At 44.3% G+C, this 25,701-nt stretch carries 26 protein-coding genes and 1 tRNA gene; 10 read left to right on the top strand and 17 right to left on the bottom strand.

All coding sequences use genetic code 11. From position 1 onward, the window contains the following. From AC5O63_RS21660 to AC5O63_RS21615, 10 genes are all read right to left on the bottom strand, one after another. On the bottom strand, positions 1-1,092 hold the full coding sequence (locus AC5O63_RS21660) for a flagellar basal body P-ring protein FlgI (protein WP_069667281.1): 1,092 nt from the start codon (positions 1,090-1,092) through the stop codon (positions 1-3). 67 nt (positions 1,093-1,159) lie between these two features. Continuing rightward, entirely contained in the window at positions 1,160-1,939 is a 780-nt protein-coding gene (flgH, locus tag AC5O63_RS21655) for a flagellar basal body L-ring protein FlgH (protein WP_171801964.1), read from the bottom strand. 25 nt (positions 1,940-1,964) lie between these two features. After that, positions 1,965-2,753 carry a flagellar basal-body rod protein FlgG gene (gene flgG / locus AC5O63_RS21650; protein ID WP_004746763.1) on the bottom strand — a complete coding sequence of 263 codons (789 nt, stop codon included), beginning with the start codon at positions 2,751-2,753 and terminating at the stop codon, positions 1,965-1,967. 19 nt (positions 2,754-2,772) lie between these two features. Beyond that, a complete protein-coding gene (flgF, locus tag AC5O63_RS21645; protein WP_069666949.1) occupies positions 2,773-3,522 on the bottom strand; it encodes a flagellar basal-body rod protein FlgF in 750 nt (249 codons plus the stop codon). A gap of 214 nt (positions 3,523-3,736) precedes the next feature. Next, entirely contained in the window at positions 3,737-5,041 is a 1,305-nt protein-coding gene (flgE, locus tag AC5O63_RS21640; protein WP_171325237.1) for a flagellar hook protein FlgE, read from the bottom strand. 39 nt (positions 5,042-5,080) lie between these two features. Further along, positions 5,081-5,791 carry a flagellar hook assembly protein FlgD gene (gene flgD / locus AC5O63_RS21635; protein WP_004746769.1) on the bottom strand — a complete coding sequence of 237 codons (711 nt, stop codon included), beginning with the start codon at positions 5,789-5,791 and terminating at the stop codon, positions 5,081-5,083. A 15-nt stretch (positions 5,792-5,806) separates the two neighbouring features. After that, positions 5,807-6,223 carry a flagellar basal body rod protein FlgC gene (gene flgC, locus AC5O63_RS21630; protein WP_004746770.1) on the bottom strand — a complete coding sequence of 139 codons (417 nt, stop codon included), beginning with the start codon at positions 6,221-6,223 and terminating at the stop codon, positions 5,807-5,809. Continuing rightward, positions 6,223-6,621, bottom strand: a complete 399-nt coding sequence (flgB, locus tag AC5O63_RS21625) for a flagellar basal body rod protein FlgB (RefSeq protein ID WP_272785493.1) — start codon at positions 6,619-6,621, stop codon at positions 6,223-6,225. The genes flgC and flgB overlap by 1 nt, the downstream gene beginning before the upstream one ends. A 244-nt stretch (positions 6,622-6,865) precedes the next feature. After that, entirely contained in the window at positions 6,866-7,693 is an 828-nt protein-coding gene (locus AC5O63_RS21620; RefSeq protein WP_004746773.1) for a protein-glutamate O-methyltransferase, read from the bottom strand. A 12-nt stretch (positions 7,694-7,705) separates the two neighbouring features. Then, entirely contained in the window at positions 7,706-8,632 is a 927-nt protein-coding gene (locus AC5O63_RS21615) for a chemotaxis protein CheV (RefSeq protein ID WP_494506218.1), read from the bottom strand. Positions 8,633-8,712: 80 nt separating this feature from the next. On the opposite strand from AC5O63_RS21615, the gene flgA reads away from it, so the two are divergent. From flgA to AC5O63_RS21600, 3 genes are all read left to right on the top strand, one after another. Beyond that, a complete protein-coding gene (flgA, locus tag AC5O63_RS21610) occupies positions 8,713-9,459 on the top strand; it encodes a flagellar basal body P-ring formation chaperone FlgA (RefSeq protein WP_494506217.1) in 747 nt (248 codons plus the stop codon). 85 nt (positions 9,460-9,544) lie between these two features. Further along, complete coding sequence (gene flgM, locus AC5O63_RS21605; RefSeq protein ID WP_272785496.1) at positions 9,545-9,859, top strand: flagellar biosynthesis anti-sigma factor FlgM; 315 nt, start codon at positions 9,545-9,547, stop codon at positions 9,857-9,859. Positions 9,860-9,876: 17 nt separating this feature from the next. Continuing rightward, positions 9,877-10,302: a flagella synthesis protein FlgN gene (locus tag AC5O63_RS21600; RefSeq protein ID WP_494506216.1), complete on the top strand. Its 426-nt coding sequence runs from the start codon at positions 9,877-9,879 to the stop codon at positions 10,300-10,302. Positions 10,303-10,366: 64 nt separating this feature from the next. Here the strand turns inward: AC5O63_RS21600 and flgP are convergent, their stop codons facing one another. Next, positions 10,367-10,798, bottom strand: coding sequence for a flagellar assembly lipoprotein FlgP (gene flgP / locus AC5O63_RS21595; protein WP_004746782.1), 432 nt, complete (start codon positions 10,796-10,798; stop codon positions 10,367-10,369). Between the two features lie 8 nt (positions 10,799-10,806). After that, positions 10,807-11,442 carry a FlgO family outer membrane protein gene (locus tag AC5O63_RS21590; RefSeq protein WP_004746784.1) on the bottom strand — a complete coding sequence of 212 codons (636 nt, stop codon included), beginning with the start codon at positions 11,440-11,442 and terminating at the stop codon, positions 10,807-10,809. A gap of 163 nt (positions 11,443-11,605) precedes the next feature. On the opposite strand from AC5O63_RS21590, the gene AC5O63_RS21585 reads away from it, so the two are divergent. From AC5O63_RS21585 to AC5O63_RS21575, 3 genes are all read left to right on the top strand, one after another. After that, positions 11,606-12,742: a flagellar assembly protein FlgT gene (locus AC5O63_RS21585; RefSeq protein ID WP_494506215.1), complete on the top strand. Its 1,137-nt coding sequence runs from the start codon at positions 11,606-11,608 to the stop codon at positions 12,740-12,742. A 52-nt stretch (positions 12,743-12,794) separates the two neighbouring features. Continuing rightward, positions 12,795-12,871: transfer RNA gene (locus tag AC5O63_RS21580), tRNA-Arg, on the top strand. Between the two features lie 187 nt (positions 12,872-13,058). After that, a complete protein-coding gene (locus AC5O63_RS21575; protein ID WP_004746786.1) occupies positions 13,059-13,565 on the top strand; it encodes a hypothetical protein in 507 nt (168 codons plus the stop codon). A gap of 65 nt (positions 13,566-13,630) precedes the next feature. Here the strand turns inward: AC5O63_RS21575 and AC5O63_RS21570 are convergent, their stop codons facing one another. The 5 genes from AC5O63_RS21570 to AC5O63_RS21550 form a co-directional block, all read right to left on the bottom strand. Continuing rightward, on the bottom strand, positions 13,631-14,605 hold the full coding sequence (locus AC5O63_RS21570) for an OmpA family protein (RefSeq protein WP_494506214.1): 975 nt from the start codon (positions 14,603-14,605) through the stop codon (positions 13,631-13,633). Positions 14,606-14,826: 221 nt separating this feature from the next. Next, the gene (locus AC5O63_RS21565) at positions 14,827-15,795 is read right to left on the bottom strand and encodes an OmpA family protein (RefSeq protein ID WP_494506213.1); all 969 of its coding nucleotides are present in this window, start codon (positions 15,793-15,795) and stop codon (positions 14,827-14,829) included. A gap of 270 nt (positions 15,796-16,065) precedes the next feature. Further along, positions 16,066-17,493: a glutamate--tRNA ligase gene (gene gltX, locus AC5O63_RS21560; protein ID WP_494506212.1), complete on the bottom strand. Its 1,428-nt coding sequence runs from the start codon at positions 17,491-17,493 to the stop codon at positions 16,066-16,068. A gap of 120 nt (positions 17,494-17,613) precedes the next feature. Continuing rightward, positions 17,614-18,270, bottom strand: coding sequence for a YccT family protein (locus AC5O63_RS21555; RefSeq protein WP_494506211.1), 657 nt, complete (start codon positions 18,268-18,270; stop codon positions 17,614-17,616). Positions 18,271-18,345: 75 nt separating this feature from the next. After that, positions 18,346-19,491, bottom strand: coding sequence for a porin (locus tag AC5O63_RS21550; RefSeq protein WP_494506210.1), 1,146 nt, complete (start codon positions 19,489-19,491; stop codon positions 18,346-18,348). Between the two features lie 479 nt (positions 19,492-19,970). Between AC5O63_RS21550 and AC5O63_RS21545 the strand changes: the two genes are divergently transcribed. From AC5O63_RS21545 to AC5O63_RS21530, 4 genes are all read left to right on the top strand, one after another. Beyond that, entirely contained in the window at positions 19,971-22,667 is a 2,697-nt protein-coding gene (locus AC5O63_RS21545) for a heavy metal translocating P-type ATPase (RefSeq protein ID WP_494506209.1), read from the top strand. Then, positions 22,664-23,107 (top strand): DUF411 domain-containing protein, encoded by a 444-nt coding sequence (locus tag AC5O63_RS21540; RefSeq protein WP_239825272.1) that lies wholly within the window; start codon positions 22,664-22,666, stop codon positions 23,105-23,107. The genes AC5O63_RS21545 and AC5O63_RS21540 overlap by 4 nt, the downstream gene beginning before the upstream one ends. Positions 23,108-23,383: 276 nt before the next feature. Next, positions 23,384-24,010, top strand: coding sequence for an outer membrane beta-barrel protein (locus tag AC5O63_RS21535; protein ID WP_494506208.1), 627 nt, complete (start codon positions 23,384-23,386; stop codon positions 24,008-24,010). Between the two features lie 145 nt (positions 24,011-24,155). Further along, positions 24,156-25,655 (top strand): winged helix-turn-helix domain-containing protein, encoded by a 1,500-nt coding sequence (locus AC5O63_RS21530; protein WP_494506207.1) that lies wholly within the window; start codon positions 24,156-24,158, stop codon positions 25,653-25,655. Positions 25,656-25,701: the final 46 nt, after the last annotated feature.

The following is a 25,701-nucleotide window of genomic DNA, read 5'->3' as shown; positions in this document are numbered from 1 at the left end:
TTAGATAACGATCAGTTGACCTTCAATCGCCCCTGCTTGCTTAAGAGCTTGCAGAATTGCCATTAAGTCCGAAGGTGCTGCACCAACTTCATTCACCGCTCGAACCAGATCATCCAATGTCAGACCCGGCTCAAACTTAAACATTTTACCTTGCTCTTCCGTTACCTCAATATCCGTATCTGGCACGACAACGGTTTCTCCGCCACCAAACGCGTTAGGCTGACTAACATTGAGGTTTTCTTTAATCGCCACTGTCATACCGCCATGGGTGACCGCCGCAGGCTTCAAACGCACATGCTTACCCACCACTATCGTACCAGTGCGTGAGTTGACAATGATTTTTGCCGAGCCTTCGGCAGGATTAAATTCGATATTTTCAATCGCAGATAAGAACGCCACACGTTGAGTAATGTCACGCGGTGCACGAACCTTCACAGACGTCGCATCAACCGCAGAGGCCATTTGAGGACCAAGGAAATTGTTTACCGCATCAGCCATGCGCTGCGCAGTGGTAAAATCAGATTCAAGAAGGTTAAACGTGATGTAGTCACCACGGCTAAACGGAGTGGGTATCTCACGTTCAACCATAGCGCCATTAGAAATCATGCCCGCTGTCGGGTTATTGCCGACAATTTTTGAGCCGTCCGCCCCTGTTGCACTAAAGCCGCTGACGACAAGGTTACCCTGTGCTACGGCATAGATTTGCCCATCGAGACCTTTAAGCATTGTCTGCATAAGCGTACCGCCTCGTAGGCTTTTAGCCGAACCTATTGAAGACACCGTCACATCAATGGTTTGACCTTGCTTTGAAAATGCAGGCAGCTCAGCAGTCACAATCACGGCAGCAACGTTCTTACTTTTTGGCTTTGTGCCCGGTGGCATTTGAATGCCAAAGTTTTGCAACATTGCATTAAAGCTTTGATCAGTAAAAGGGGTTGATTCTCCAGTCCCAGGTAAACCTGTGACCAAACCATAGCCAACCAATTGGTTACTACGCACACCAGCAACTTGCGAGACATCTTTGATACGCGCGGCCTGAACCGACGTCGCGATAAACATCATACTGGTTAAAAGGAGAAACAACTTTTTCATGATCATACCCTTGTTCTAATCTCTATGCCCACTTTACACTCTGCCAAAAAAGCGGCATCAGATGGATTTATAGGGAGACATTAAAGAATCGTGCCAAGAATCCCGGTTCTTGCATATCTTGTTGCGTTCCAGTGCCTGAGTACTGAATACGAGCATTAGAAATTCGGTTCGATGCAATCGTATTATCGTACTTAATGTCATCCGGACGGATAGTGCCACTTAAGCGAATGTACTCATCGCCAGTATTAAGCGTAAGCCACTTTTCACCACGAATAATCAAGTTGCCGTTGGCCAGTACCTCGATAACTTCAACTGTAATTGAGCCAGAAATACTGTTGCTCTGGTTGGCTGCCGCACTGCCCTTAAATTTGTTGTCATTACTTAAGTTATACGAGAAATTATAGTCGCCAATATTCAGTTGCTGACCACCGACCTCTAGCGGATCCATTGACGCGTCATTGTTTTTCGATAAATCTGCGTCAGAGCTTTTAGCCGCTTTGGTGCTCTCATCAAGTGTTACGGTAATGATGTCTCCGATGCCACGTGGTTTTGAGTCATCATATAAGCTATTAGTGCTTGCCGTGTTGAACAGTGAACCTGTTTCCGCTGCATAGTGCTCAGGTTTGTGCTTAGGGTGAATTGGCGCCCAAGCTGGGTCACCTGAGACAGGGTCTGTACGGTTACGTAGAGAATCAATTAGCCCAGAACTTTCCTGCTCTGATTTGTCCCCTTCAACAGCATCGACAGTCGTCGTGCCTTGAGTCACATCTGGGGTTTCAATTGGCGGCTCTAACATCGAGCATCCAGACATCACTGCTACTGTAAAAAGTGCGATTATGCGTTTCATTTTTTATCTCCACCCTAAACAATGATTACAGCTGCTGATTCACGAAGCTCATCATCTTATCGACAGCAGAGATGACTTTAGAATTCATTTCATACACACGCTGAGCTTCGATCATATTCACTAGCTCTTCGGTCACGTTAACGTTGGAGGTTTCTAGCATCGATTGTCTGACTTCACCAAAACCGTCAAAACCCGGTACGCCCTCTTGAGGATCACCACTCGCACCTGTTGGTAAGTAAAGGTTTTGACCAATTGGCTCTAAGCCACCTGGGTTAATGAAATCGACCGTTGCAATCTGACCAACCACTTGGTTGTCTTGCTGACCACGAACGCGAACAGAGACCTCACCATCCGTACCCACCGTAATGCTGATAGCATCTTCTGGGATAGCAATTTCAGGCTCAAGGGCATAACCTGCGCCTGAAGTCACAATGACCCCTTCGTCGTTAACGGTAAATTGACCGTTACGAGAATAACCAATGTTGCCGTCTGGCATCAGAATCTGGAAGAAGCCGTCACCTTCAATCATCATATCCAGGCTATTGTTAGTTGTTTGAGTGTTGCCTTGAGTATGGACTTTTTGTGTCGCAACAACCTTAGAACCTGCGCCTAGCATTAAGCCGCTTGGCAGTTCGGTGTTCTGAGAAGACTGACCACCTGGCTGATTGATGTTCTGGTAAAACAAATCTTCAAAAACCGCGCGGCTCTTTTTATAACCAACGGTTGAAGCGTTCGCCAAGTTGTTTGAAATGGTTGAAATATTGGTTTGTTGAGCGTCTAAGCCCGTTTTACTTACCCATAGTGCCGGATGCATAGCTCTCTCCTAGAATCTGTTAGCTCATACGAAGCAGAGAATCAGACGCTTTGTCCATATCTTCTGCTGTGCTCATCATTTTTACTTGCATTTCAAACTGACGTTGCAAGTCAATTAGATTGGTCATCTCGCCAATAGCATTGACATTACTACCTTCAATTGCGCCTGTGAGCAGTTTTACACTGGCATCCGCTTCGTATGCCGCATTAGGATCTTTTGCACGGAACAAGCCGTTAATATCTTTGAATAGTGATTGATTGTTGGTGCGAGTGAGTTTGATACGGTCAACAACTTCAATTGCATCGGCTGGAGCGCCTTGAGGTACAACAGAAATCGTACCGTCGTTACCAATCTCAACTTTACTGATTGGGATAGGCAATGTGATTGGTGCACCCGTTTCACCTAGAACAAGATTACCGTTGCCGCTGACTAGTAAGCCGTTGACATCAATCTTTAGGTTACCATTACGCGTAAGACCTTCTTTACCCGTTTTATCCAGTACAGAGATCCAGCCATCACCTTGGATGGTGACGTCTAAGTCCCGCCCAGTGGTAATCACGCTGCCTTGTTGGAAATTATGTCCCGGACGTTCTGTCATGCTAAACACACGGCTTGGTAGACCATCGCCATACGCTTGCATCGAGCGAGCTTGCGCCAAATCAGCACGGAAGCCCGTGGTACTGACGTTCGCCAAGTTGTTTGCTCTGAGCTGCAAAGCCTGCATATTTTGCTTGGCGCCGCTCATAGCGAGAAACAGTGCACGATCCATAATTTGCTCCAAAAATCACAATTCAGATCAATAAAAGCAATTGGCGTGCCAGTTTTATTTTTACTTAAAAATCAAAATATTAAACAAAAAACGGCAAGAAAATAAGAGGATTTACGGAGGGTTTTGCCGTAGTGGCAACAATAGCAAGCTGATCATTGCCACCAGCTTGCTATTCAGATGATTGCGACATCTCGCTAGGAATACCTTACAAAGATTAACGAATCTGTAAGATGTTCTGTTGCGTTTGGTTATGAACTTCTAGCGAGCGAGAGTTAGCTTGGAAGTTGCGTTGCGCAGAAATCAAGTCAACCAGCTCTTGAGTCATGTCGATATTCGACTGCTCTAGAGTACCGCTACTGATCGTACCGAATGAACCTTTATTGGACTCACCCCAAATCTTGTCACCAGAGAACTGAGTAGAATCCCACTGAGTACCACCCTTCTTATCTAGCCCTTGCTCATTCGCTACACGAACCAATGAAACACGACCTAGAACGATGTTTTCGCCGTTAGAGTAAGTACCTAAAACGCTACCATTCTCATCGAAGTCAACCTTAGTTAAGAAACCTGTCGTCGCACCATCTTCATCGAATTTAGTCAATTCAAATGGAGCAGCAAACTGAGTCGCATCTTGTAGGCCGAATGAAAGAGTCTGGTTTACGTCAGCACCGTTAAGCTCAATTGGATTTGCACCTGTACCTAGAGGCTCAGACACAATGTTTTGACCATTGTTAAGACTCGCTAAAGTACCATCATTATTGAATCTCATCGTATGACCAATATGGCCTGTAGGTGCTGTCGCATCACCACCTACAATATTGATCGGCTTCTCACCCGCACTATCGGTGACTGTATAGTAAGTCTGCCAAGTGTTTGGTTGAGTTTGATCTTTGAGGTAGTAAGTCGTCAGCTTGTACGATTGACCCATAGAGTCATAAATAGTCGATGAAGTTGAACGGTTGTAAGTTTCAGGATCGGTGTAATCAAATAGCGCAGGATCTTTGAGATCACCACCAGCAGGAAGGTTAACACCTACATCTATGTTTGATGTCTGCTTTGGCTTACCGAACTCTTTTGGAATGTTGATTGGCGAAGGCTCATAAGAAAGAACATCACCAGTATCTTTATTCACCTGATAGCCTAGCAAAAACTCATCGTTCGCCGTGACCATGTAGTTATCTTTGTTAAGGTGGAATGCACCATTACGCGTTAACTCATTGGTCGTTGGTGTTAGACGATCTTTTGCTACTGCAAAAAAGCCAGTGCCGCTAATACGCAAGTCCATTGGGTTGTTAGTATAAATACTAGAGCCTTCGTGGAACTGCTGAGCAACCTTAGCCGCTTGCACACCTTGTCCGGGTGTTGTTTTCGCATGAGTGAAAAGTGAATTTGAGTAAACATCGCCAAATTCAGCACGAGACTCCTTAAAGCCGTACGTGTTCGCGTTCGCAATGTTGTTACTGGTTGTGTTCAGATCTAACTGAGCTGCGGAAAGACCGCTTAGTGCAACATATGACATTCCAAAATCTCCTATCTAGCTAGCATATCTACTTATGAGTTACGCTTTGCCAACTTCTAGTACTTCAGCAAGTCGAACTGGCGACTCAAAGCCAGCCAGATTGAGTAGTACGTTACCATCGCCTTTACCTAAGAGAACGCTGTTTACATTAGCGTAGGTCGAAACCTCAAACTCTTTGGCCTTGCCATCTAGTAAACCCGATGCTTTCACATTGTATTTACCTGCCGGCAATGGATTACCGTTTTGATCTTTACCGTCCCATTCAATTCGGCTGTCACCTGGTGGTTTAGAGCCAACATCAAAGGTACGGATTAGCTGACCCATTTGATCTTCCACTCGCACCATCAAGTTATCGACAGATTGAGGAAGTTTCACCATGGCAGCCATTGAGCCGTCATCTGCTTTAACTCCTGCTGCACCAGGGACGAGAACGTCTCGACCAACAAGAGAAGAAGCTTGAAGCGCTTGGTTAGAAGTCATCGACGCATTCAGTGTTTCAAACTGATTGTTCATTTTGCCGATTCCGTCCACCGTCGCAAATGACGCCATCTGTGCAATCATCTGGTCATTGCTAACCGGCTTAAATGGGTCTTGCTGGGCAAGTTGCTTAGTGAGCAGAGATAAGAAGTCTTCTTGTTTAAGATCCTGCTTACCTGTTGTCTCGTTGGGCTTGTTCTTGTCCTGAAGCTGTTTAAGCTGGTCTACATAGGACAAGCCGCTTTGACCAACATTATTAATGCCATCGGCCATAGTTACCTCCTATCCTTATTGACCCATCTGCAGCGTACGCAGCAGCATTTGTTTGCTTGCATCTGCTACTTGAACGTTCGTTTGGTAAGAACGTGAAGCAGAAATCATGTTAGCCATCTCTTCCATCACATTAACGTTAGGTTTGTAGATATACCCTTCATCATTTGCGAGTGGATGGTCAGGGTTGTACTCCGCATCTAGCGGCTTATCGCTTTCTACAATACCCATCACTTTCACTGGCACCGTATGATCGCGGCCATACTTTGCCTTACTTAACTCCGCACCGAACACAGCATGGCGGGCTTTATAAGTATCTTTCGCAGAGCTAGAGACACTGTCCGCATTGGCTAAGTTACTTGAGGTCGTATTTAGACGAACAGATTCAGCGCTCATGGCAGAACCAGTTACATTGAAAACGTTAAATAAGCTCATCAGTTACCACCTTTAATTGCTTTAGTTAAGTTCTTGAATTTACTTCCTAAGAAGTCAAGTGAAGCTTGGTGTCTGATTTGATTTTGCATAAACAAGTTACGCTCTAAATCCACATCAACCGTGTTGCCATCACCTGTGTCAGGTTGTGTAGGAAGACGATACAAGACTTCCCCTGTCACCCTAGTAGAGGCAGGAATATGCCGACTATCAGTACGGCTAAGCCCGATGCTTGCCTCTGATGTTGCCGCCTGCAAGGCCTTTTGGAAGTCCATTCCTTTCGATTTGTAGCCTGGCGTGTTCGCTTGAGCAATGTTGGTGGAAATCACCTCAGCATTGCGCTCACGTACGCCCACCGTGTGTTGGTGGATACCTAATGCGTTGTCGAAAGAAATAGCCATGTTAACCTCTACTCAAGAACTGACCGTTACTATTAAATCTAAAAGCAATTAGCGTACCAACTTTAGAAAAAACTTGTTCCACCGTTGCTTTCAATTGGATATTTAGCAATAAGTACGCCAACTCATATGGCGCCAGCATGCTAGAGAGTTTGGAATGACTCGTAAAAAAAGTATACAAGTTAAATAGGGATTAAGTACAAAAATGCCCAGCATAAAGCTGGGCATTTGAAAGATTAAGACTCGATTATTTGAGTTTGTAGATAATACCTGGGTTACATCGAACCATCTCAAACCGGTCAGTAAGACCCGTTAAAGATTCAGATGCCCCCAACAGCAAGTAGCCACCAGGGTTTAAGCTATTTGCCATCTGGTTCAATACTTGCGACTTCATATCTGGCGAAAAGTAGATAAGTACGTTACGACAGAAAATAATGTCGAACTTACCTAGCAATGCGTAACTATCCATTAAATTCTGCGGTCGGAAGTTAACCAGACGCTTCACATTGTCTTTGACCTTCATTCGGCCATCGCCGGCATCTTCAAAAAAGTTGCGTCGACGTTCAGGTGAGAGACCTCGACCTAACGCCAGATTGTCGTAGACACCAGCGCGACACATATCAAGCATGCTCGCTGAGATATCAGTTGCAGTAATAGACACGCTCGGTAGCATGCCGGGCTTACGCTGCTGAGTCTCAAGTATCGTCATCGCCATGGAATACGGTTCTTGACCGGAAGAGCTTGCCGCAGACCAAATTTTAATTGGGCGCTTGTTTGCCGCCGCTTCAGGTAACAGCTTATTAGCTAACACTTCAAACGGGTAAGTATCACGAAACCACAGTGTCTCGTTGGTGGTCATGGCATCAACAGCGGCAACACGCAATTCACGATTACGCCCAGTCACCACATCTCTTAGCAAGTCAGACAAAGTCGCTAACTTAAACTTAGTGACGAGTGGGCTTAGTCGGCTTCTTACTAGGTACTGCTTACTATCGCCAAGCACAATACCACATTGTGACTCTAAGAATCGGCTGAAATCACGATACTCTTGATCGCTTATAGTTATCGCTGTCATTAACTACTCTTTTTATTCTGTAAGTGCGGACTTAACCGCATTACCAAGTTCATCTGGATTGAATTTCGCAATAAAGGAGTTAGCTCCTACACGCTCAACCATCGCTTGGTTAAATACACCACTGAGTGATGAGTGAAGAATAACATACAGATCTTTAAGATCAGGATGGCGTCTCACCTCTGCTGTTAGAGTATAGCCGTCCATCTCTGGCATTTCGATATCTGAGATAACCAAAGAGATCTGATCGTAAATACTTCCTTCAGATGCCATCTCAATCAGTTTATCGTATGCCTCTTTACCGTCCTTAACTGAAACGACTTCAAACCCCAGCGAGGTAATTGCGCGCTCTACCTGCTTACGTGCAACCGTCGAGTCATCTGCAATGAGAATGCGGCGAACAATTTCTTTCTCTGCCTCAACCTGAGCGATTTCTTCACCGATTGAAGAATCCATTGTTTCATCGATTGGCGCAATTTCTGCAAGAATCTTCTCTACATCGAGGATCTCTACGAGCTCATTATCAATGTTGGTTACTGCTGTTAGGTAGTTCGCTTTGCCTGCCCCTTCTGGAGGTGGCAAGATCTCCTCCCAGTGCATATTGATGATACGCTCTACAGAAGAGACCAAAAATGCCTGCATGGTTCGGTTGAACTCGGCAATAACAACAAACGCTTTATCAACATCAACAGTTGGGCGACCACCAATCGCTAAACTCAGATCGATAACCGAAACAGTATGGCCACGAATATGAGCCACACCTTTAACCAGGTGGTGTAAGTTTGGCATTGAAGTAAGCTTAGGGCACTGAAGTACCTCTTTTACTTTAAATACGTTAATTCCATAACGTTGACGCCCCATCAGGCGAAAAGTTAGGAGTTCCAATCGGTTTTGTCCGACGAGTTGCGTACGCTGATTCACAGAATCAAGAATACCCGACATAAGCTCATCTCCATCTCAAACTTTAATGCTAAAAAAAATGGTAGTCTACTAACGGCCATGTAAAACTTTAGAGAAACAGAATGACATACTTTAAATCACACTTATGCTCATTTTCCATAACTAATTGTAGAGCTTTCTATAAAAAGTTTTATAAGTCTATCGGCTTTTTGTTGTTTTTCTTTAGTTTTTCAGCGACATCTGCAACAGAAAACCAAATTCAACTTATTCAACAAGCTGCAGAAGAGTACATTCTTGCAACTATTGAGTGGCCTTCAGGTGGCACACTAGAGGCCAAAGCGGCAAATTTAGATAGCCGAATTTTTGCGACTGACTGTCCTACGGCACTTAATAGTTCTTCTTCATCGACCAACCCCAATGCCAGTAATATCACCGTACTGGTGGAATGTCCCGACGATGACTGGCGAGTCTACGTACCTGTACGTTTAACTCGCACAGGCCCCCAAGTTGTACTCACTACGCCACTATCACGCGGGCAAATCATTGCTGCTCAAGATATCACTATTAATATGGTAGACTTACAACGCTTTAGGCGGCAAGGCTTTTCCACAATTGATGCTGTAATAGGCGCAAAAGCAAAGAAAAACCTTCGCTCTGGTGACATTATAGAAGCTAGAGATATATGCGTTGTATGCCGCAATGAAACCGTCACAATTAAAGCGATAAAGTCTGGTATGACGATCACCACAAAAGGCGTTGCGCTCACAGATGGTTCACATGGTGAACAGATTAGAGTGAAAAATAGTAAATCCAACCGTATAATTGAAGGACGTGTAACTGGAATTTCAGAAGTGACGGTCATCTTTTAGAACTTTTTAAAAAAAGCTAAAGTTTTAACCGTGTTCGTCGATATTGACAGTACATATCGATAAATCTTCAAAAGGCTCAACAATTATGGCAGGTATTGACAACATACGCTCAGGGCAAACGCTATCGACTTCGACGCGTAGTTCTGTTCGTAACGAAAGCAGTCCAACAAGCAGCTCAGATTCAGCAAAAAAGTCTGATGTTGCTCAGGATGCAGTTTCACTCAGCTCACAAGGCAAGGCGGTGGGAGAAATGCATAATCAAATGGTCAGCCAACCTAGCTTTGACAAAGCTAAAGTAGCCGCAATCAAAGAAGCGATTGCCAACGGCTCATACAATGTCGATCCTCAAAAACTCGCCGACAATATGATTAAGTTCGAAAAAGAGCTTGGCGGACTGTAATCTGCGAGATTGTTACCATGGCTGCAATTCTAAGTTTGATCGAATTTCAATTGAAAAATGCCCAAGAGCTGACAGAAGTTCTTGAGCAAGAAAGAGCTGCGATTGCGAATCGAGTATCAAAAGATATCGAAGCCATCGCCAAAAAGAAGATAGTGTTAATTGAGCAGTTGCAGAGCACTGACGAACGTCTTCGTCGCCACCCTGAAGTAGACAACTTATCGAGTGATCCAGAGTTGAGCCCTCTGGTTGATCAGATTCGCGCTTTAGTCAGTAATTGCCAACAAGCCAACGAAGTAAATGGCCAAGCGCTGCAACGTGCACAGCTTAGCTTTAACAAACTCAATAACCTAATGCAGCAATCTCAAGGCAAATTAGGTATGACCTATACTGCTGAAGGCCAAACCAAGAATGTCACCACGTTAGGCACTAATATCAAGGCTTAACAATAGAAATAAAAAAAGCGGCAACCAATGGTTGCCGCTTTTTGTTTGTTCGGAGATTAAAGTTTTAAAATAGTGTCTGTTGACGTTTTTCAGGAACCGTTTGTACCTCACCATAATCACGTAGCTTATTCATTTTCTGAATATCTAGTCTTAGCTCTGTGACATAGCTATCGCCGACTTTATAACTACGCACGACTTCAGCACCACGTATCACACCATCAACAGCGCCAGATGTCAGTTCAGTGCCAAGACGTTGGTCTTGCAGGTCAGCACGGCCACTTACGCGCATCCCGTAGACTTGCTCGGCTAACTCACGATAAGCATCGATTTTAGACGCACGCATCGCACGGACTTGCTTTTCTTCTTCATTGCGACCTTTTTGTTCGCTGATGCTTGCATAACCAACGGCTGTTAACCAGTCATCTTTACGCATATCGGTTAGAGGTTGGCAACCGACCATAACTAAAGCAACAATCAGCAGTAGTAGCTTTTTCATCTTGTCTCCTATGGACGCAATATAACCGTGTAAGGCTGAGTAATCGTTGGATCAGAACGGATTAATACACCATCTTGGGTACGAATACTATTAAGGGTATCAAGATCTCGACCAATACGATCCGCTGGTAAGAAGCCTTGCGCCGTAGCAACCACAACACGCGACTGCATGCCTACAACACGAGCGTTCACCAATACGCCGCCTTCTTGGCGTAACATCGTACCCGTTAGTACGTATTGAATATCTTGCTCTTGCGCCAAATCTTTCCAATCGCGACTAAAGGCAAAATCACCTTGATGCGTTACCTGTATAGACCCCGTTGTTTTGAAGTCTACCACTTTAAAACCGCGACGTTGGAACTGATGGATAAAACCTTCAGACACAGAGTTACCTAACCAGTTGGTCGCATCCATGTTTTGTAGGTCAACAAACGAGGTAACCGCAATTGGCGTACGTGCAGACACACTGGTGTTCGAAACCATTAAGTCTTCTGTCATACTCTCTACAAAGAAGTCAAGAGTATGACGCGGGCTCTCCATAAGCATAAACTGCGAGCCTGGGTACGGTTCTTTACCGTTATATATTGGAGCATAGGCACAAGCAGTGAGAAACACCACAGGGACTAGCGATAGCCATTTTTTCATTCTCAAATCTCCGATACATTAAGGCTTAAAATGTCAGATCTTTTAGCTCTCTTCTAAAAGTGGAACATTCCTTGCTTTTCTAAGTTTGCAACTATTTAGAAAGGCAATGCCTAAATCAGCTAAGATTTTACAAGCAAGAAATGAACCAACTTGGTAACTAGATATGAAAAAATCGCTTCTTCTCTTCTTCTCCACACTTTACCTAAGCATGCTTGCCAACACGGCAACAGCAGCGTGGTTTGAAGTGACAGGGACTGCCACGGTTGTCTCTTCAGAAGAAGTCGCCCGCATCCATGCCTTGGAGGATGCTCTGTTCAAAGCTGTTAGCTTCTCTGGTGCAGATATTGGCAGTATTGCGAATCTACGCCCTCTATTAGAAAGCGATAGAAAAGAGTATCAATTTACCAATAGCGAAGTGCGCTACATCTTAGTTGATGAGCAAAAAACACGCAGTGGCGTGATGTTTGTAAAAGCTCGCATTGATATTTACCCATCGGCAACGGGTTGCCACGTTAGCCAGTATAAGAAGACGTTTCTAGTCGGTAATATCGATATTGCCTCTCCTCAACAAGCGGTAATGGGGCAAATCTATAGCGTGGGTGATGACTTCGCTAATGTCATCAATCGTCAGCTAGATCAGCAGTCTGCCAACTTCGTCTCTGTCGGTACCACCGATTTTGAAATTAACAAGCGCTATCCAGAGCGGCTAAAGATGATCGCTGAAGATACCGGTGCTCAATACATCATTGGGGGCGTGATTACCGACTTAACTGCCACCATTGAAGCAGGTGGTTTACTCAGTGATGACGTGATAAATCGCCAGTTTGCTTTAGAGATGCAAGTATTTGACGGTAAGACAGGCAACGAAGTCTACAACCGTAATTATCGCGAAGTCGCACGTTGGCCGTTTGCTAAAACCAGTCAGGTCGACACTCGTAGTGCGCGCTTTTGGGCTTCGACCTATGGCGACATGATGCTGCGCGTAAGCCGCAATATTATGTTAGACCTAGAGTCAGAGGTCTCTTGTAAAATCACACTGCCAGAAGTAGTAGCCAAATGGGATAACACCATCACAATCGATCTCGGGCGCATTCACGGCGTAATGGAAGGCGACAAACTGCAATTGTGGCATACAGGTTCATTCATCGACCAGCGTGGATTGCCACGAAACAAGGTCACTGAAACCGATATTACGCTAACGGTATCTCGCGTATACGAAAACGAAGCGGAGCTTACTGTTGACCAAGCAGAGCTTTCAGGAAGCATTCAAATCGGCGATGTCATGCACAAGCTACTATAAAAAAACACTTCGGACTTAACTTATGATTTGAAATCAGTATCATAAGAATAAAGCTCCCGTGGCACAGCTGGATAGCGCGATCCCCTCCTAAGGGATAGGTCACAGGTTCGAATCCTGTCGGGAGCGCCAGAACTTTTAAGGGGCTAAATAACCATTATTTAGCCCCTTTTTCTGTTTGTCAGGCGCAGCAACGACAATTTTGCGAGCAAGTTCGTAGCTAAGATGATACAAAAAAGCGGCTATTAAAAATCAAACCTTCTACATTTGGGGACATTCAACTAAAATAGCTATTAATAAAACTATTTATAAAAATTGAATGACCAAAAGTAACTTGACCACTAACACTGGTCACCGCTTTATTTCAAAAGCCAAGACAGCATTTAAGATTCATATCCACACTCCTGATGACAAAGTTCTTCATCGCTCAGTGGGATACGTACGTATTGGTGAAAAAAAGGGCTTGAAGAAAGCGATCAAACTTCGCAACGAACTTGGTTCAGAAATGTGGGGCAAGTTTTGGCGTAAGTTACTCAAAGACCCTTATTTAATGACTCGCTTGCCGCATTCGCTAGAGCCCAAGATCATCTTTAAACCTAGACCAACGAAAGAGAACCCAACGGCGAAAGACGAATGCTATATCGCTGCTTGGCGTAATTATGATGAGAACGGCAAGCTGATCTATAAGAGCGTGGTTTGTTCAATCAAAAAACATGGTCGATTAGCCGCCTACTCGAAAACGAAAAAAGCCTTATTGGCAGCGAACAAGGAGAACCTAGAAATTCTAGAGTTTATGGGGCGATTAAATAGTATCGATTTGAAGTGATATCCAACTAAGTTCAATCAAAAAGCCTTGGTACAACGCCAAGGCTTTTTTGGATGTTATTGAGATTACTCTGCTTCGTATTCAAACGCAGGGACAATGATTTCAACACGTCGGTTTTGAGCTCGACCTTCAGCGGTGTCATTTGAAGCGACTGGATTATTCTCACCTTCACCTTTCGCCGTGATACGTGAGCTATCAACACCTGCATCTAGCAATGCACTCTCAATCGATTTAGCACGCTTTTCAGACAGTTTCTGGTTGTATGCAGCCGCACCACTTGAGTCTGTGTAACCGGTGATTTCAACATTTGACTGAGGGTACTGCTTCATAAACTGAACCAATTCCTCTAGCATTGGCAAGCTTTCAGGCTTTAGTTCGGCACTGTTTAAAGCAAAAGCACCAGAATCAACAACCTTAGTTTCAAAAGTCTTCAGCACTGGTGTGACAACCACTGCTTCTTCAACGACAACTTCTTCAACCACTTTCTCTTCTGCCACATAAGGCTCAGATGCTAGCTGCTCACTTGCCCCAAACTTATAGGCAAATCCTAACGTAGCTGAGTTCACTGCCGCACGTACATAGTCGTTGTTTACGTCAGTCAGACGCTGATACTCAAGACGAATTGACACATTTTTGTGCGAATCTACCTCAAAACCAACCGCACCAAGAAATGAGTTGTCATTCTTGTTGCCGTAGTCAACTCGTGCGCCACCAAACTTACCGTAAAGAGAAATATCTTCAGTCAAAGACAGGTTTAGCTTTGGGGCAATAGTGAAGGCTTTTACTTTATCATCAGCTAAGCCGTCTGCTGTAAACTCGCCCAGATAGTCATAGCCAGCTTCCAGCGACAAATAATCCATAAATTGGTAACCCGCTAAAACACCTACCGCCATTGAATCATCATCACAATTGGCCGTAATTGAAGTACAAGCGTCATCCAACCATGACTTACCGACTTTACCACCTAAATAGAAATCTGCGTTTGCATTCATTGATGCCAGTGCAAGCGTACTTGAAATTACCACTGCTAACTTTTTCATGAGTCCTTCCCCATTTTTCATTATGTTTATGCTAGTCAAACTACTTTAGACCAACTGCTCTAGTTTAGTCTTAGAACTAGAAGATAGCATTACTATTGCATATGCCAAACGAAATATTTCGCAAGCCAGATAGCAAGCGCCATTATAATGGGCTTACCTGTCTTACAAATAAGACAAAGCCCCAACCATTGGTTGAGGCTTCGTATGAGGAAGAAAAACTGCTAGTTCACTTGATATTCGAATTCGTTGATCACTACGTCAGCACGTCTGTTTTGAATTCGACCTTCTCGGGTTTCATTTGAGGCAACCGGATTACTTACCCCTTCGCCTTTAACGTTAATTCGAGAGTTGTTCACACCAAAGCTATTAATCACGTCAGCGACAGATTGCGCTCTTTGTTCAGACAGCGTCAAGTTATAACTTGCTGGTCCGCTGATATCTGTATGTCCTATAACATCAACGCTCGATTCTGGATATTGAAGCATAAACTCGGACACTTCTTGTAGAGCAACCTTGCTGCTATCCGTCAACTCTGCACTATCAAACTTAAACTGGACCGAGTACACAACCTGAGTTTCGTATGTTTTCATCACTGGTTTAACAAGGACTTCTTCAACAGCAACGTTTTGTAGCTGCATCTCTTCTTGAACAACAGGCTCATTGACCGTATTCGCCGAGCTGCCAAATTTAGTGGTAAAACCTAATGTAACCGCGTTACCCGAAATTCCATGAGACTCGATATCTATATCCGCTAGACGTTGATATTCTAGTTGAATATCGATGTTTGGTAGAACGTTGTAGCTAAGACCTAAAGAACCCATCAACGTGGAGTCACTTTTATTTCCATACTCCACATAAGCACCACCAGCTTTTGCAAACACATCAAGGCTATTGGTTAGCGGAATATTAAAACGCGGCGCTAGAGAATAAGAAATTAGGCCTGCGTCGGTATATCCAGCACCTGTTGTTTTACCCAACGTATCCAAGCCTGCCTCTAAGGCAAAATGATCGTTAAATTCATAACCTAAAAACGAACCAAGTGCCCAAGAATTTTCATCACACTGACTTCCAGAAGTACATAGATCATCTACCCAACTTGCACCTGCCTTCGCTCCAAGATAGATTTGAGCGTTAGCGGAAGCTGAAACAAGCAAGATAAGACTAGACGCAACCACCACTTTTTTATTCATTCTCTAATCCTTAATTATTGAATGTGGCCATTACTTGGCTGACATTCCAATAAAACAATAACTTAATTGGTAATTAAGGAGCAAAAAATACACATATATTTAATCAATAACAATTTTCTTTTCCAATTTTTATTTTAATTCATGGATTTATAGGTTTTCAGGAAAATCAACTGGAAACATGCGGCTAACTAGAAAGCTGAGGCAATATGTTTAGGCAATAAAAAACCGCAGCGATTTGCTGCGGTTTCGGTTTTGATTCAGGCGAACTTGTTATGCGTTAGCTTCGCGCTCAGCAATAAACTCTAGTGCCATCTTGATGCGAGCAATAACGCGCTCTTTGCCTACGAGTTCCATTACTGCGTCAACTGATGGAGATTGACCACCGCCAGTTACCGCAACACGCAGTGGCATACCGATTTTGCCCATGCCGATCTCGAGCTCTTCACAAACCGCAGCGATCACGCCTTGTTTGATGTTGTCCGTCGTCCACTCTTCTAGCGCTTCAACTTTTGCTAATGCTAGTGCTAGAGGCTCTTTCGCTACACCGCGAAGGTGCTTCTTCGCTGCACCCGCTTCGAACTCAGAAAAGTCTTCGTAGAAGTAACGGATTTGCTCAGCTAGCTCCACAAGCGTATTGCAGCGCTCACCTACTAAGGTGATCACTTCCGTGATAGCTGGGCCGTTTTCAACGTTTAGGTTTTGGTTATCTAGGTGCCATTGCAGATGCTCAGCTACGTATTCAGGAGCTGAAGTCTTGATGTAATGGTTGTTCAACCAAAGTAGCTTTTCAGTATTAAAGGCAGATGCTGACTTCGAAATCGCGTTCAAGCTAAATAGATCAATCATCTCTTGCTCTGAGAAGATCTCTTGGTCACCGTGAGACCAACCTAGACGTACTAGGTAGTTGTTCAGTGCATTTGGTAGGTAACCTTCATCACGGTACTGCATCACAGAGACCGCACCATGGCGCTTAGACAGCTTGGCACCATCATCACCAAGAATCATCGCACAGTGTGCAAATGTTGGTACAGGTGCACCTAGCGCTTCATAAATATTGATTTGACGAGGCGTGTTGTTGATGTGGTCTTCACCGCGAACAACGTGAGTAATGCCCATATCCCAGTCATCCACCACAACAACAAAGTTGTAGGTTGGAGCACCGTCTGTACGGCGAATAATCAGATCATCTAACTGGCTGTTTGCGATTTCAATACGACCACGGATTTGGTCATCAAATACCACGCTGCCTTCTTTTGGGTTACGGAAACGGATAACAAACGCATCACCCTCTTTCGCTTCTGCGTTTGCAGCTACGATTTTCGGATGGTTTGCATCGTAGCGAGGCATCTCTTTCGCCGCTTCTTGCTCAGCACGGATCTCATCTAATAGCTCTTTAGATGCGTAACACTTGTATGCTTTGTCTTCAGCAAGCAGCTTATCAACCATTTCGTTGTAACGGTCAAAACGCTTAGATTGGAAGTAAGGACCTTCATTCCACTCTAAACCCATCCACTGCATACCTTCTAGGATCGCATCTACCGCTTCCTGAGAGTTACGTTCTAAGTCTGTATCTTCGATACGTAGAACAAATTCACCACCTTGGTTTTTAGCGTAAAGCCAAGAATAAAGTGCAGTACGAGCACCACCAACGTGTAGGTAGCCTGTTGGGCTAGGAGCAAAACGAGTTTTAACCGTCATGTAAAATACCTTGATTGTCTAAATGACCGCACCACTCTATTCAAATGAGGATGGTGCCAAAATTGCGCGTTATTTTAGCACCGATATGCAAATCTACAATCCATCTACACCATGTTTTGTTTATTCATTGATGTGTTTGACTGCCCAAGAGATAAACTCTTGGCGCTGAGTTGGTGTCATCGACAAAAAGTCGCTTTTAATTGAACCGCTTGAAGTCGCAATAGCTGCCTTCATCTCAGCTTGAGCACTTGTGCTCTTGATTTCCTCATTGTTGCTTGCGTGAGGTACTACTGTATCTGTATGTGAGATAGAGGCAATGCCCCCAACTTGGTTATACTCCGCAACTGCCGCTTCATAATCATTGAACTGGGAAAAGCCTTTGATGTGTAACAGATCAACCTGGTAATCCACAGCCTTACCCTGAGCATCGAGTAGTGAGAAATCCAATGCTTTGCGGAACGATTTCGCTTGGTCAACATGACGAAAAACCGGATAGCTAAGGGTGGCCGGAGCAGACGCTGCATCAAATTTAATTACGACTGACGGAAACACCAATTTATTGCGACGGCCATCTTCAACAACCAGTTGGTCAAGGGCGAATAAGAGCTGGTTTTGACCCTCTTGCAAATTAATCACTTGAGCGCTTTTATAATCGTTACGAGTCAGCTCTTTTCCATTTAGCACTAACGGCTCAATCTCGTTAATAATAGTAAGTTCGGTCGCTCCCACTGGCAGTGCCATCGCAGCGAATAAAAGTGCGCTTGTTAGTTTTTTCATAGATTCCTCGACGTCAAAGCGAATAGTAAACAACGAAGGGCGGCATAAAGCCGCCCATATAATTTTAATTAATAATTAGAACCAGTATTCGATACCGACAGACGCTTCATCAAAGCTGTCTGACTTCCAACGACCTTGGTAACCTTCACCAGTAGTTCCAGTGTTTTCTAGGTCATTCATTGCGTAACGAGCGTACACAACCGCGTTAGTATCAACCGAGTACATTAACTGCATGGAAGTCACTTTATCTTTAGTGCCTTCAATATCTTTACCATCAACTTCTAGGCCAAGGTTTTCAGCGCGAGCGATCTTCGCTTGCCACTTATTACCTTCACCAAAGTTGTAGGTTAGACCCACAGAGTAAGAGTGCTCTGTTTCATCACTGCCTTTAGTATCTTGCGCTTCAGCAATACGGTAGTAAGCGAAATAGCCTAAGCCGTTAGAGAAACCACCTTGAGAGCCCAATAGGTAGGTTTGGTTGTCCCAATATTTAGCATTATCGCCTTCCATTGTGTCGTAGTTCATTTCATATGCTAAATCGAGCTGAACCCAGCCCCAATCACCGTTGAACTGCTGGTGCGCGGCCATACCATGCCAGTAGTTGCTACCCGCTTTTGTGCTACTTGTACCGCCCGCTCGGTCTTGACCTGCACCCGCTGCGATATCCATGGTGAAGCCTTTCCACAACTCATTGGTATCCCAGCGAATCGTGTCGGATTGACGGTCATTAAAGTTGTTACCGCCAATGTTGCCACCCCAGTCCCAAACGTTACCCATACCTGGGTTGGTCGCTGGCCAGTCAATCAGTTCATAGATTGGCGTTAATACGCGGCCTAGGCGAACTTTACCAATCGTGTCATGTTCAAAACCGACGAAGGTATCACGACGACCTAGATAGCCATTACCACCATCTTCACCTGCAAATGACTCATCAACGTAGCCTGACTCGATTTGCCACAAGAATGTCCAGTTATCCCAACTATCGAACTTCGCTGTACCACGCCAACCAAGGCGAGACTCGTTATTGAACTGAACACCATCGTTCTGTGGTGAGTTGTCGTAATCACGGTTTGCTACCTGCATAGCAATCAAACCATAGATACCTTGCTCATATTTAGCTTCTGCGGGATTCAGGTTCGTATCTGCGGCGGCCATGCCAGAGAAACCTAATACAACGGTCGAAACCGCTGCGCCAAGAAGTGTCTTTTTGAACATAGACATAGTATTAACCCCTAGTAATTATTCATTTTGGTCGTTTTTCTTAGTACCCCTCTCTCACTTATCAATTGGTGTTCGAGGGGGACTATTTATGGACAGGGGCATGGTGGCAAACTTTTTTCGCTGCAAAAAATGAGGCGAAAAATAATCTGACTACGTTCAAATCAAAAAAAACACAAACAAGATAAAACAAATATAAACAACAGGTTAAAATCACAAATCAATAAACAAAAACGTCAAAACACTCAGTTACAATCAAATTAGCCAGTTAAGTCAGGGAAATTTTCGGCGCAGATCACCGTAAATTTTTATTCCTTTATAGGTATTAACAAGTTTCCCAGTAAAAGTTTGAAATCTCTCGCAATCATCTGTGCTAACAATTTTCAAATAATTCTAATTTTGACGTTTTGGTTTAAAGGCTTGACCTTACCCTTGAGGTAAGGTTTAGGCTAAGCAACAGTTCCATTTTTCGAGGTGTTGATATGTCTAAGTTTGATATTCCATTGTCAGGATTAAACTGTATGGGATGCGCACGTAATGTAGAGCGAGCCCTTACCGCAGAACACCAAGTACAGATTCACCAGCTGTCCCCAACCTTTATCTCATTGGATACCGACAGTTCATTCTCATCAATCGCAAAAGTGGTGGAGAAACTCGGCTATTCAGCGGGCAATCAGCATCATTTTTTCTTAACTGGACTAAATTGTGGTAAATGCGTCGCCAAGCTTGAGCAAGCATTGGCACAAGATCCGCTCAATGGCACATTTGCAGTTTCGAAAACAGAATTAGCCATTACTACTCTGCGAACCGCTGAAGAAATTACACAGTTAGTTGCATCACTTGGCTATCAAGCTAACCAAGAGACAATTGAACTTGATGAAATTAATCCTGCTAACACTGAGGTAGTTCAACCTGTCAGCCCTATAGAAGAAGTATCGGCTCACTCTTTTCATTTAATTATCTCCGGCATGACCTGTGCGAGTTGCGTATCGTCCGTGGAGAAGGCTCTGATTTCTGTCAAAGGTGTTCAAAAAGCTCAGGTCAATTTAGCAGAGCAAAGCGCGTTAGTTTTTAGTACAGAACCAAGAGAGCAAATTGAAGCTGAGCTTGTTAACACAGTCAAAGAAGCAGGTTATCAAGCCCAAATCATTGATGATCCAGCAACGCAGCAACAAAAACAGATTGAACAACAAGAGCAGGCACAAGCGCAGCATAGAAAAAGTGCGTTAGCCGGTATTGTTGTCGGTGCTCCACTGATGCTCTGGGGAGTGTTTGGCGGCAACATGATGATTCGCAACAGCCAAGACCAACTGGTTTGGGGAGTCATTGGTGTCGTCTGCTTTTGGCTATTAGCAACAGCAGGGCGAAGCTTTTTTACTAATGCATGGCAAGCGCTTACTCACAAACGAGCGACGATGGATACCTTAGTCGCGCTTGGTACAGGCGCAGCTTGGCTGTTTTCCATGTTAGTAGTCACTATCCCTGAATGGTTTCCACTTGCTTCAAGGCACGTTTACTTTGAAGCGAGTGCGATGATCGTCGGATTAATCTCACTCGGTCACTATATAGAAGCCAAAGCCAAAGCCAAAACGACCCGCTCACTTCAAGCCTTAGTGAACCTTCAACCGCAGAACGCCACTCTAGTCACTGAGGATGGTGAACGTGAGATTCCGCTTGAGCAAGTCACCTTAGGCATGAGATTAAGAGTAAAACCCGGTGAGAAGGTGCCCGTAGATGGTGTAGTCGAGAGTGGCGAGTCTTATCTGGATGAATCTATGCTCACCGGTGAGCCGGTTCCAGCATACAAAGCATTAGGTGAGACAGTGTCAGCAGGTACCATCAATCAAGATGGCAGCTTAGTAATAACCGCTTCAGGCATCGGTAGCGATACCATGCTGTCGCGAATCATCACTATGGTTCGAGAGGCTCAGAGCAGTAAACCGGCAATTGCCAAGCTCGCCGATCAAATTTCATCGATATTCGTACCGGTTGTGGTTGCCATTGCTATTGTCTCTGCACTTGTGTGGTTTATGTTTGGTCCAGAGCCAAAAGCCAGTTATATGTTAGTAGTGACTACCACTGTGCTGATCATCGCTTGCCCTTGTGCGCTCGGGCTCGCGACTCCCCTATCAGTCACAGTTGGAATTGGTAAAGCTGCTGAGATGGGCATTTTAATCAAAGATGCTGATGTACTTCAGTCCGCAAGCAAAATAGATACGGTTGTATTTGATAAGACCGGAACCTTGACCAAAGGGAAGCCGCAAGTTCAAGCCGTTCATTCAATCTCCAATGACGTTGACCACCTACTTGCTTTGGCCGCTTCGGTTGAAAAACATTCAGAGCATCCTCTGGCTAAAGCCATTGTTAATCAAGCCAACGAAAAACAACTCACTCTCGTTGATGTAGAGAACTTTGAGAATCGCCGTGGGCAAGGTGTTTTTGCCCAGTATCAACAAGAAGAAATTGCGATTGTCTCACTCAACTATGCTCAGGCGCAGTCTTGGGACATGTCATCAATAGAGGCAGAAATTCGTCATTACTTAGACAATGCTTGGACCCCAGTTGTTATCGCAGTGAACGCTGAAGTCGTCGGCACGATCGCTATTGCCGATCCGATTAAAGAAGACGCAAAGCAAGCGGTCTCCATGTTAAAAGCAATGGGTATTACACCTGTCATGCTCACAGGAGACAACCAGTCCGTCGCACAAGCAATCGCGACTCAATTAGGTATTGAACGCGTCATCGCCCAAGTATTGCCAGATCAGAAAGCGAGCCATATTGAACAGCTTAAAAGTGAAGGCCGTAAAGTTGCCATGATTGGTGATGGTGTCAACGATGCACCCGCTCTCGCTTTAGCTGATATCGGTATCGCAATGGGCAGCGGCAGCGACGTCGCAATTGAAAGCGCGCAAATTACCTTGCTCAACTCATCGCCAGTTTCTGTTATCAAGGCTATTGAGTTGTCAAAAGCAACACTGCGTAACATGAAACAGAACCTGTTTGGCGCATTCATCTACAATTCACTAGGTATCCCAATTGCGGCTGGGGTACTTTATCCAGCCTTTGGCTTTTTGCTCAGCCCTGTTATCGCTGGTGCAGCAATGGCCTTATCATCAATAACGGTGGTGAGTAACGCCAACCGCCTAAGACTATTTAACACTTCCGAGAGGTCACTATGAATAGAAAAGCTCTAACTTTGGCTACCCTTGCACTCTTGTCTGGTCAAGCGTTAGCTGCTGATGTCATCAACCATAAATCACCTTACTGTGGTTGCTGTACGGAGTGGACCAAACACATGCAAGATGCTGGGTTTAATGTCGATGAAAAACTGCATGAAAACATGAACCCAATTAAACAGAAACTCGGGATTACACCAGAGCTTGCTTCTTGCCATACTGCTGAAATCAATGGCTATGTGTTTGAAGGGCATATCCCTGCCGAAGACATTAAAGCCTTCTTAGAAAACCCGCCACGTAATGCAAAAGGGCTCGCTGTTCCAGGCATGCCGATGGGTTCACCAGGTATGGAATATGGCAATGAGAAAGATGAGTATTCTGTATATGCATTTAATGAAAAGGGTCAGGTATTCACTTACCGACACTACGAAGGTAATAAATAACGGATTCTGTTGATTCTATTTGTATTGCACTTTAATTCACTCAGGCAGATTAAAGTGCAATAAAGATCCATTTAAATCATAGATATAGATCTAAATTAACATCAAGTGTAACTACGTTTACTTTTGTTTTTCGCATTTTTTCTCTCTCTCAGATAACTTTCTCACCAACTTAACGACGCCGAGAAAATGGCGTTCAATCGACTCTAGCTGCATTACGCCTATTTAATAGAAACGCAGCAAATGAGTACTCGTTACCTAACAAAACTGAGAAGTACTATGCGTAAACATCTACTGATTGCAGCGACGGCTGCTGTGGTTTCACTACCAACTTTCGCTAATTCACCTTACATTGCAGTTGAACTTGCTGGCGGTAAATACAGCACCTCAGCAGCGGATGCCGAAAGCAAAACTGTCGTTGATAAACTTGATAACGCAGGCTCTTTTGCAATTAAAGGCGGCTCTTACCTAACTGAGAATGTACGTGTTTATGGTTACTTGCAGTACAACGGTGAGTCAGAACTAAGCATCATCGATACTGAAGAAAATGCTCAAGTTAAGTTTCAGTTAGATGGATACCAATTTGGTGCGGGCTCTGACTACGTTTATCACATTGACAAAAGTTTCTATGTACTAGCTGGCGGTTCATTAGGTTACTACAACAGTGAGCTAGAAACTAAAGTGACACCAGCTATGGGCTTGAGCGCTTCCACTACGAGCAAAAACTCAGGCTTAACGTATGGTCTAAATGCAGGTTTGGGGTACATGTTTACAGAACATTTTGGTATGGAAGCAGGCTACCGATTCAACTACTTTACTGGCAACGAGCATAAAGTAGATGACGAAGTGCTTGGTAAGTTTAAGTCGTCAAACCAAGGCTACATCAACGCCACTTACAAGTTCTAATTATTGAAGTTAACTCGGTGTGTACTCCCCTAGCACACCGAGTTTCTCAAAAATGATACAAACAAGCTAACTTATGAAGGGATCTATAAGTCGGAAGAATATTTTTGTAGAATGCGCGGCGTCTTTTCGCTCCCCTGTGACTCGTATGAATATACTCGCTCAAGCCAAGCAAAGCGGCCAACTCATCGCTATTGCTCACTTACTCTATGACCCTGAACATAAAACGCTAACCAATGGCAGCACTGAAATCGCGCTAGAGCCGCGTAATGTCGCCTTGTTAGAAGTATTGCTGTCTAATGTCGGTGAGCCAACCTCCATCGAGCAATTTATTGAGCAAGTTTGGGAGAACCAGTACATCTCAAAAAATGTGGTCACAAACCGCATCAGTTTGCTGCGCAACCTCCTAAGAGAACATGTCCCAGAAATTGATTCGACCAAACTGATCGTGACCTATCCTAAAAGAGGCTATTACATTCCAAACAGTCATGTGAAACTGGTCAGTTCATCTCGCGTAAACCTAGATTCTGACAAACAGACCTCTGTTAAGCATAAACTAAAGCGAAAACCATCGAAGTTTGCTTTTTGGAGCTCTGCTTTTGTTATTACAGCTCTTGTAGCGGCAGTAACTTTGGTCAATACATTCTTTGACGTAAAGGTCGAATCCAAAGATCAGGCTCTGTACGTACCTCAGGTTCGTTTGCTACTCGATCAAATCTCTTCGTCACGACAATCAATGCAGGAAGATGCTTTAAAGCTCAAAGTATTGTTACTCCATGCTTACAGCCATTCTCCTTATATCCACTTGGCCAATATGCGCTCACCGAGTTACTACTTGATGAGCTTAAGCGAGCACCATCACTTCCCGGGTTCAGATGCAATCAATGATTCGGATTATAAGTTGACGTTTAACCTGATAAAGGACAAAGAGGCAACAGATACACTAGAGGTCATCCTTTACCATTCGGCGTCCGCTCGTGTTGCGTGGCGTAACTTATATTCGCTTGAAGACAGTGAGTTGGTTGCAACAATTAACGAATTAAACTCTGATTTGACCGAATACTTTAAGCTACCAACGCCTATTTTGCGCATCGATCAGGAACTTAAAACCAGTCTCACTCAACTATCTGAAGCTGAGTTCGATAAGTTAATTGAGCAAAATATGAGTGGCGCAGAGATCAGCTTCTATACCCGAGAGCTACTGTTTAGTGACCAGTCGCCTGACGTACTTCGCCATTGGATTGACAAGGTTAAACAGAGCACGCCAACGCCTTCTCCAGAGCTGCATATGCTGCTCGCACTGCTTACCTATCGCTCAGGTGAGATAGAAAAAAGCTTACAGATGCTGCAGCGGGAGTATGTCGCAGAAATTCCAAACAATGCGCTTATTTTGATGCTGCAAGCCAATATTAGCCGTAAGAAACGCAATATAGAGCAATATTTAAGTAACTACCTAAAAGCGACTGCAGCACTCACCAGTAGCATTTCGGCTAAGCAAGTCCTAGCGCACTATACGAGTGACAATAAGCAGGCTGCTTGCTTAGGTTTATGGAAAGACGCGCTATCAAACATAGAATACATGCAAATGCCGGATAGTATACTTTGGCAAGGTGTAGAGCGCTTTTGCGCACCAATCAAAACAGCATGATACGAAAAAGGCCCAGTAACAACTGGGCCTTAGTGTTAGGACAGTA

This window comes from Vibrio sp. SCP2 (assembly GCF_059295395.1).
The sequence above is the reverse complement of the archived record's forward strand: the minus strand, read 5'-3'. Positions and strand labels throughout refer to the sequence as shown.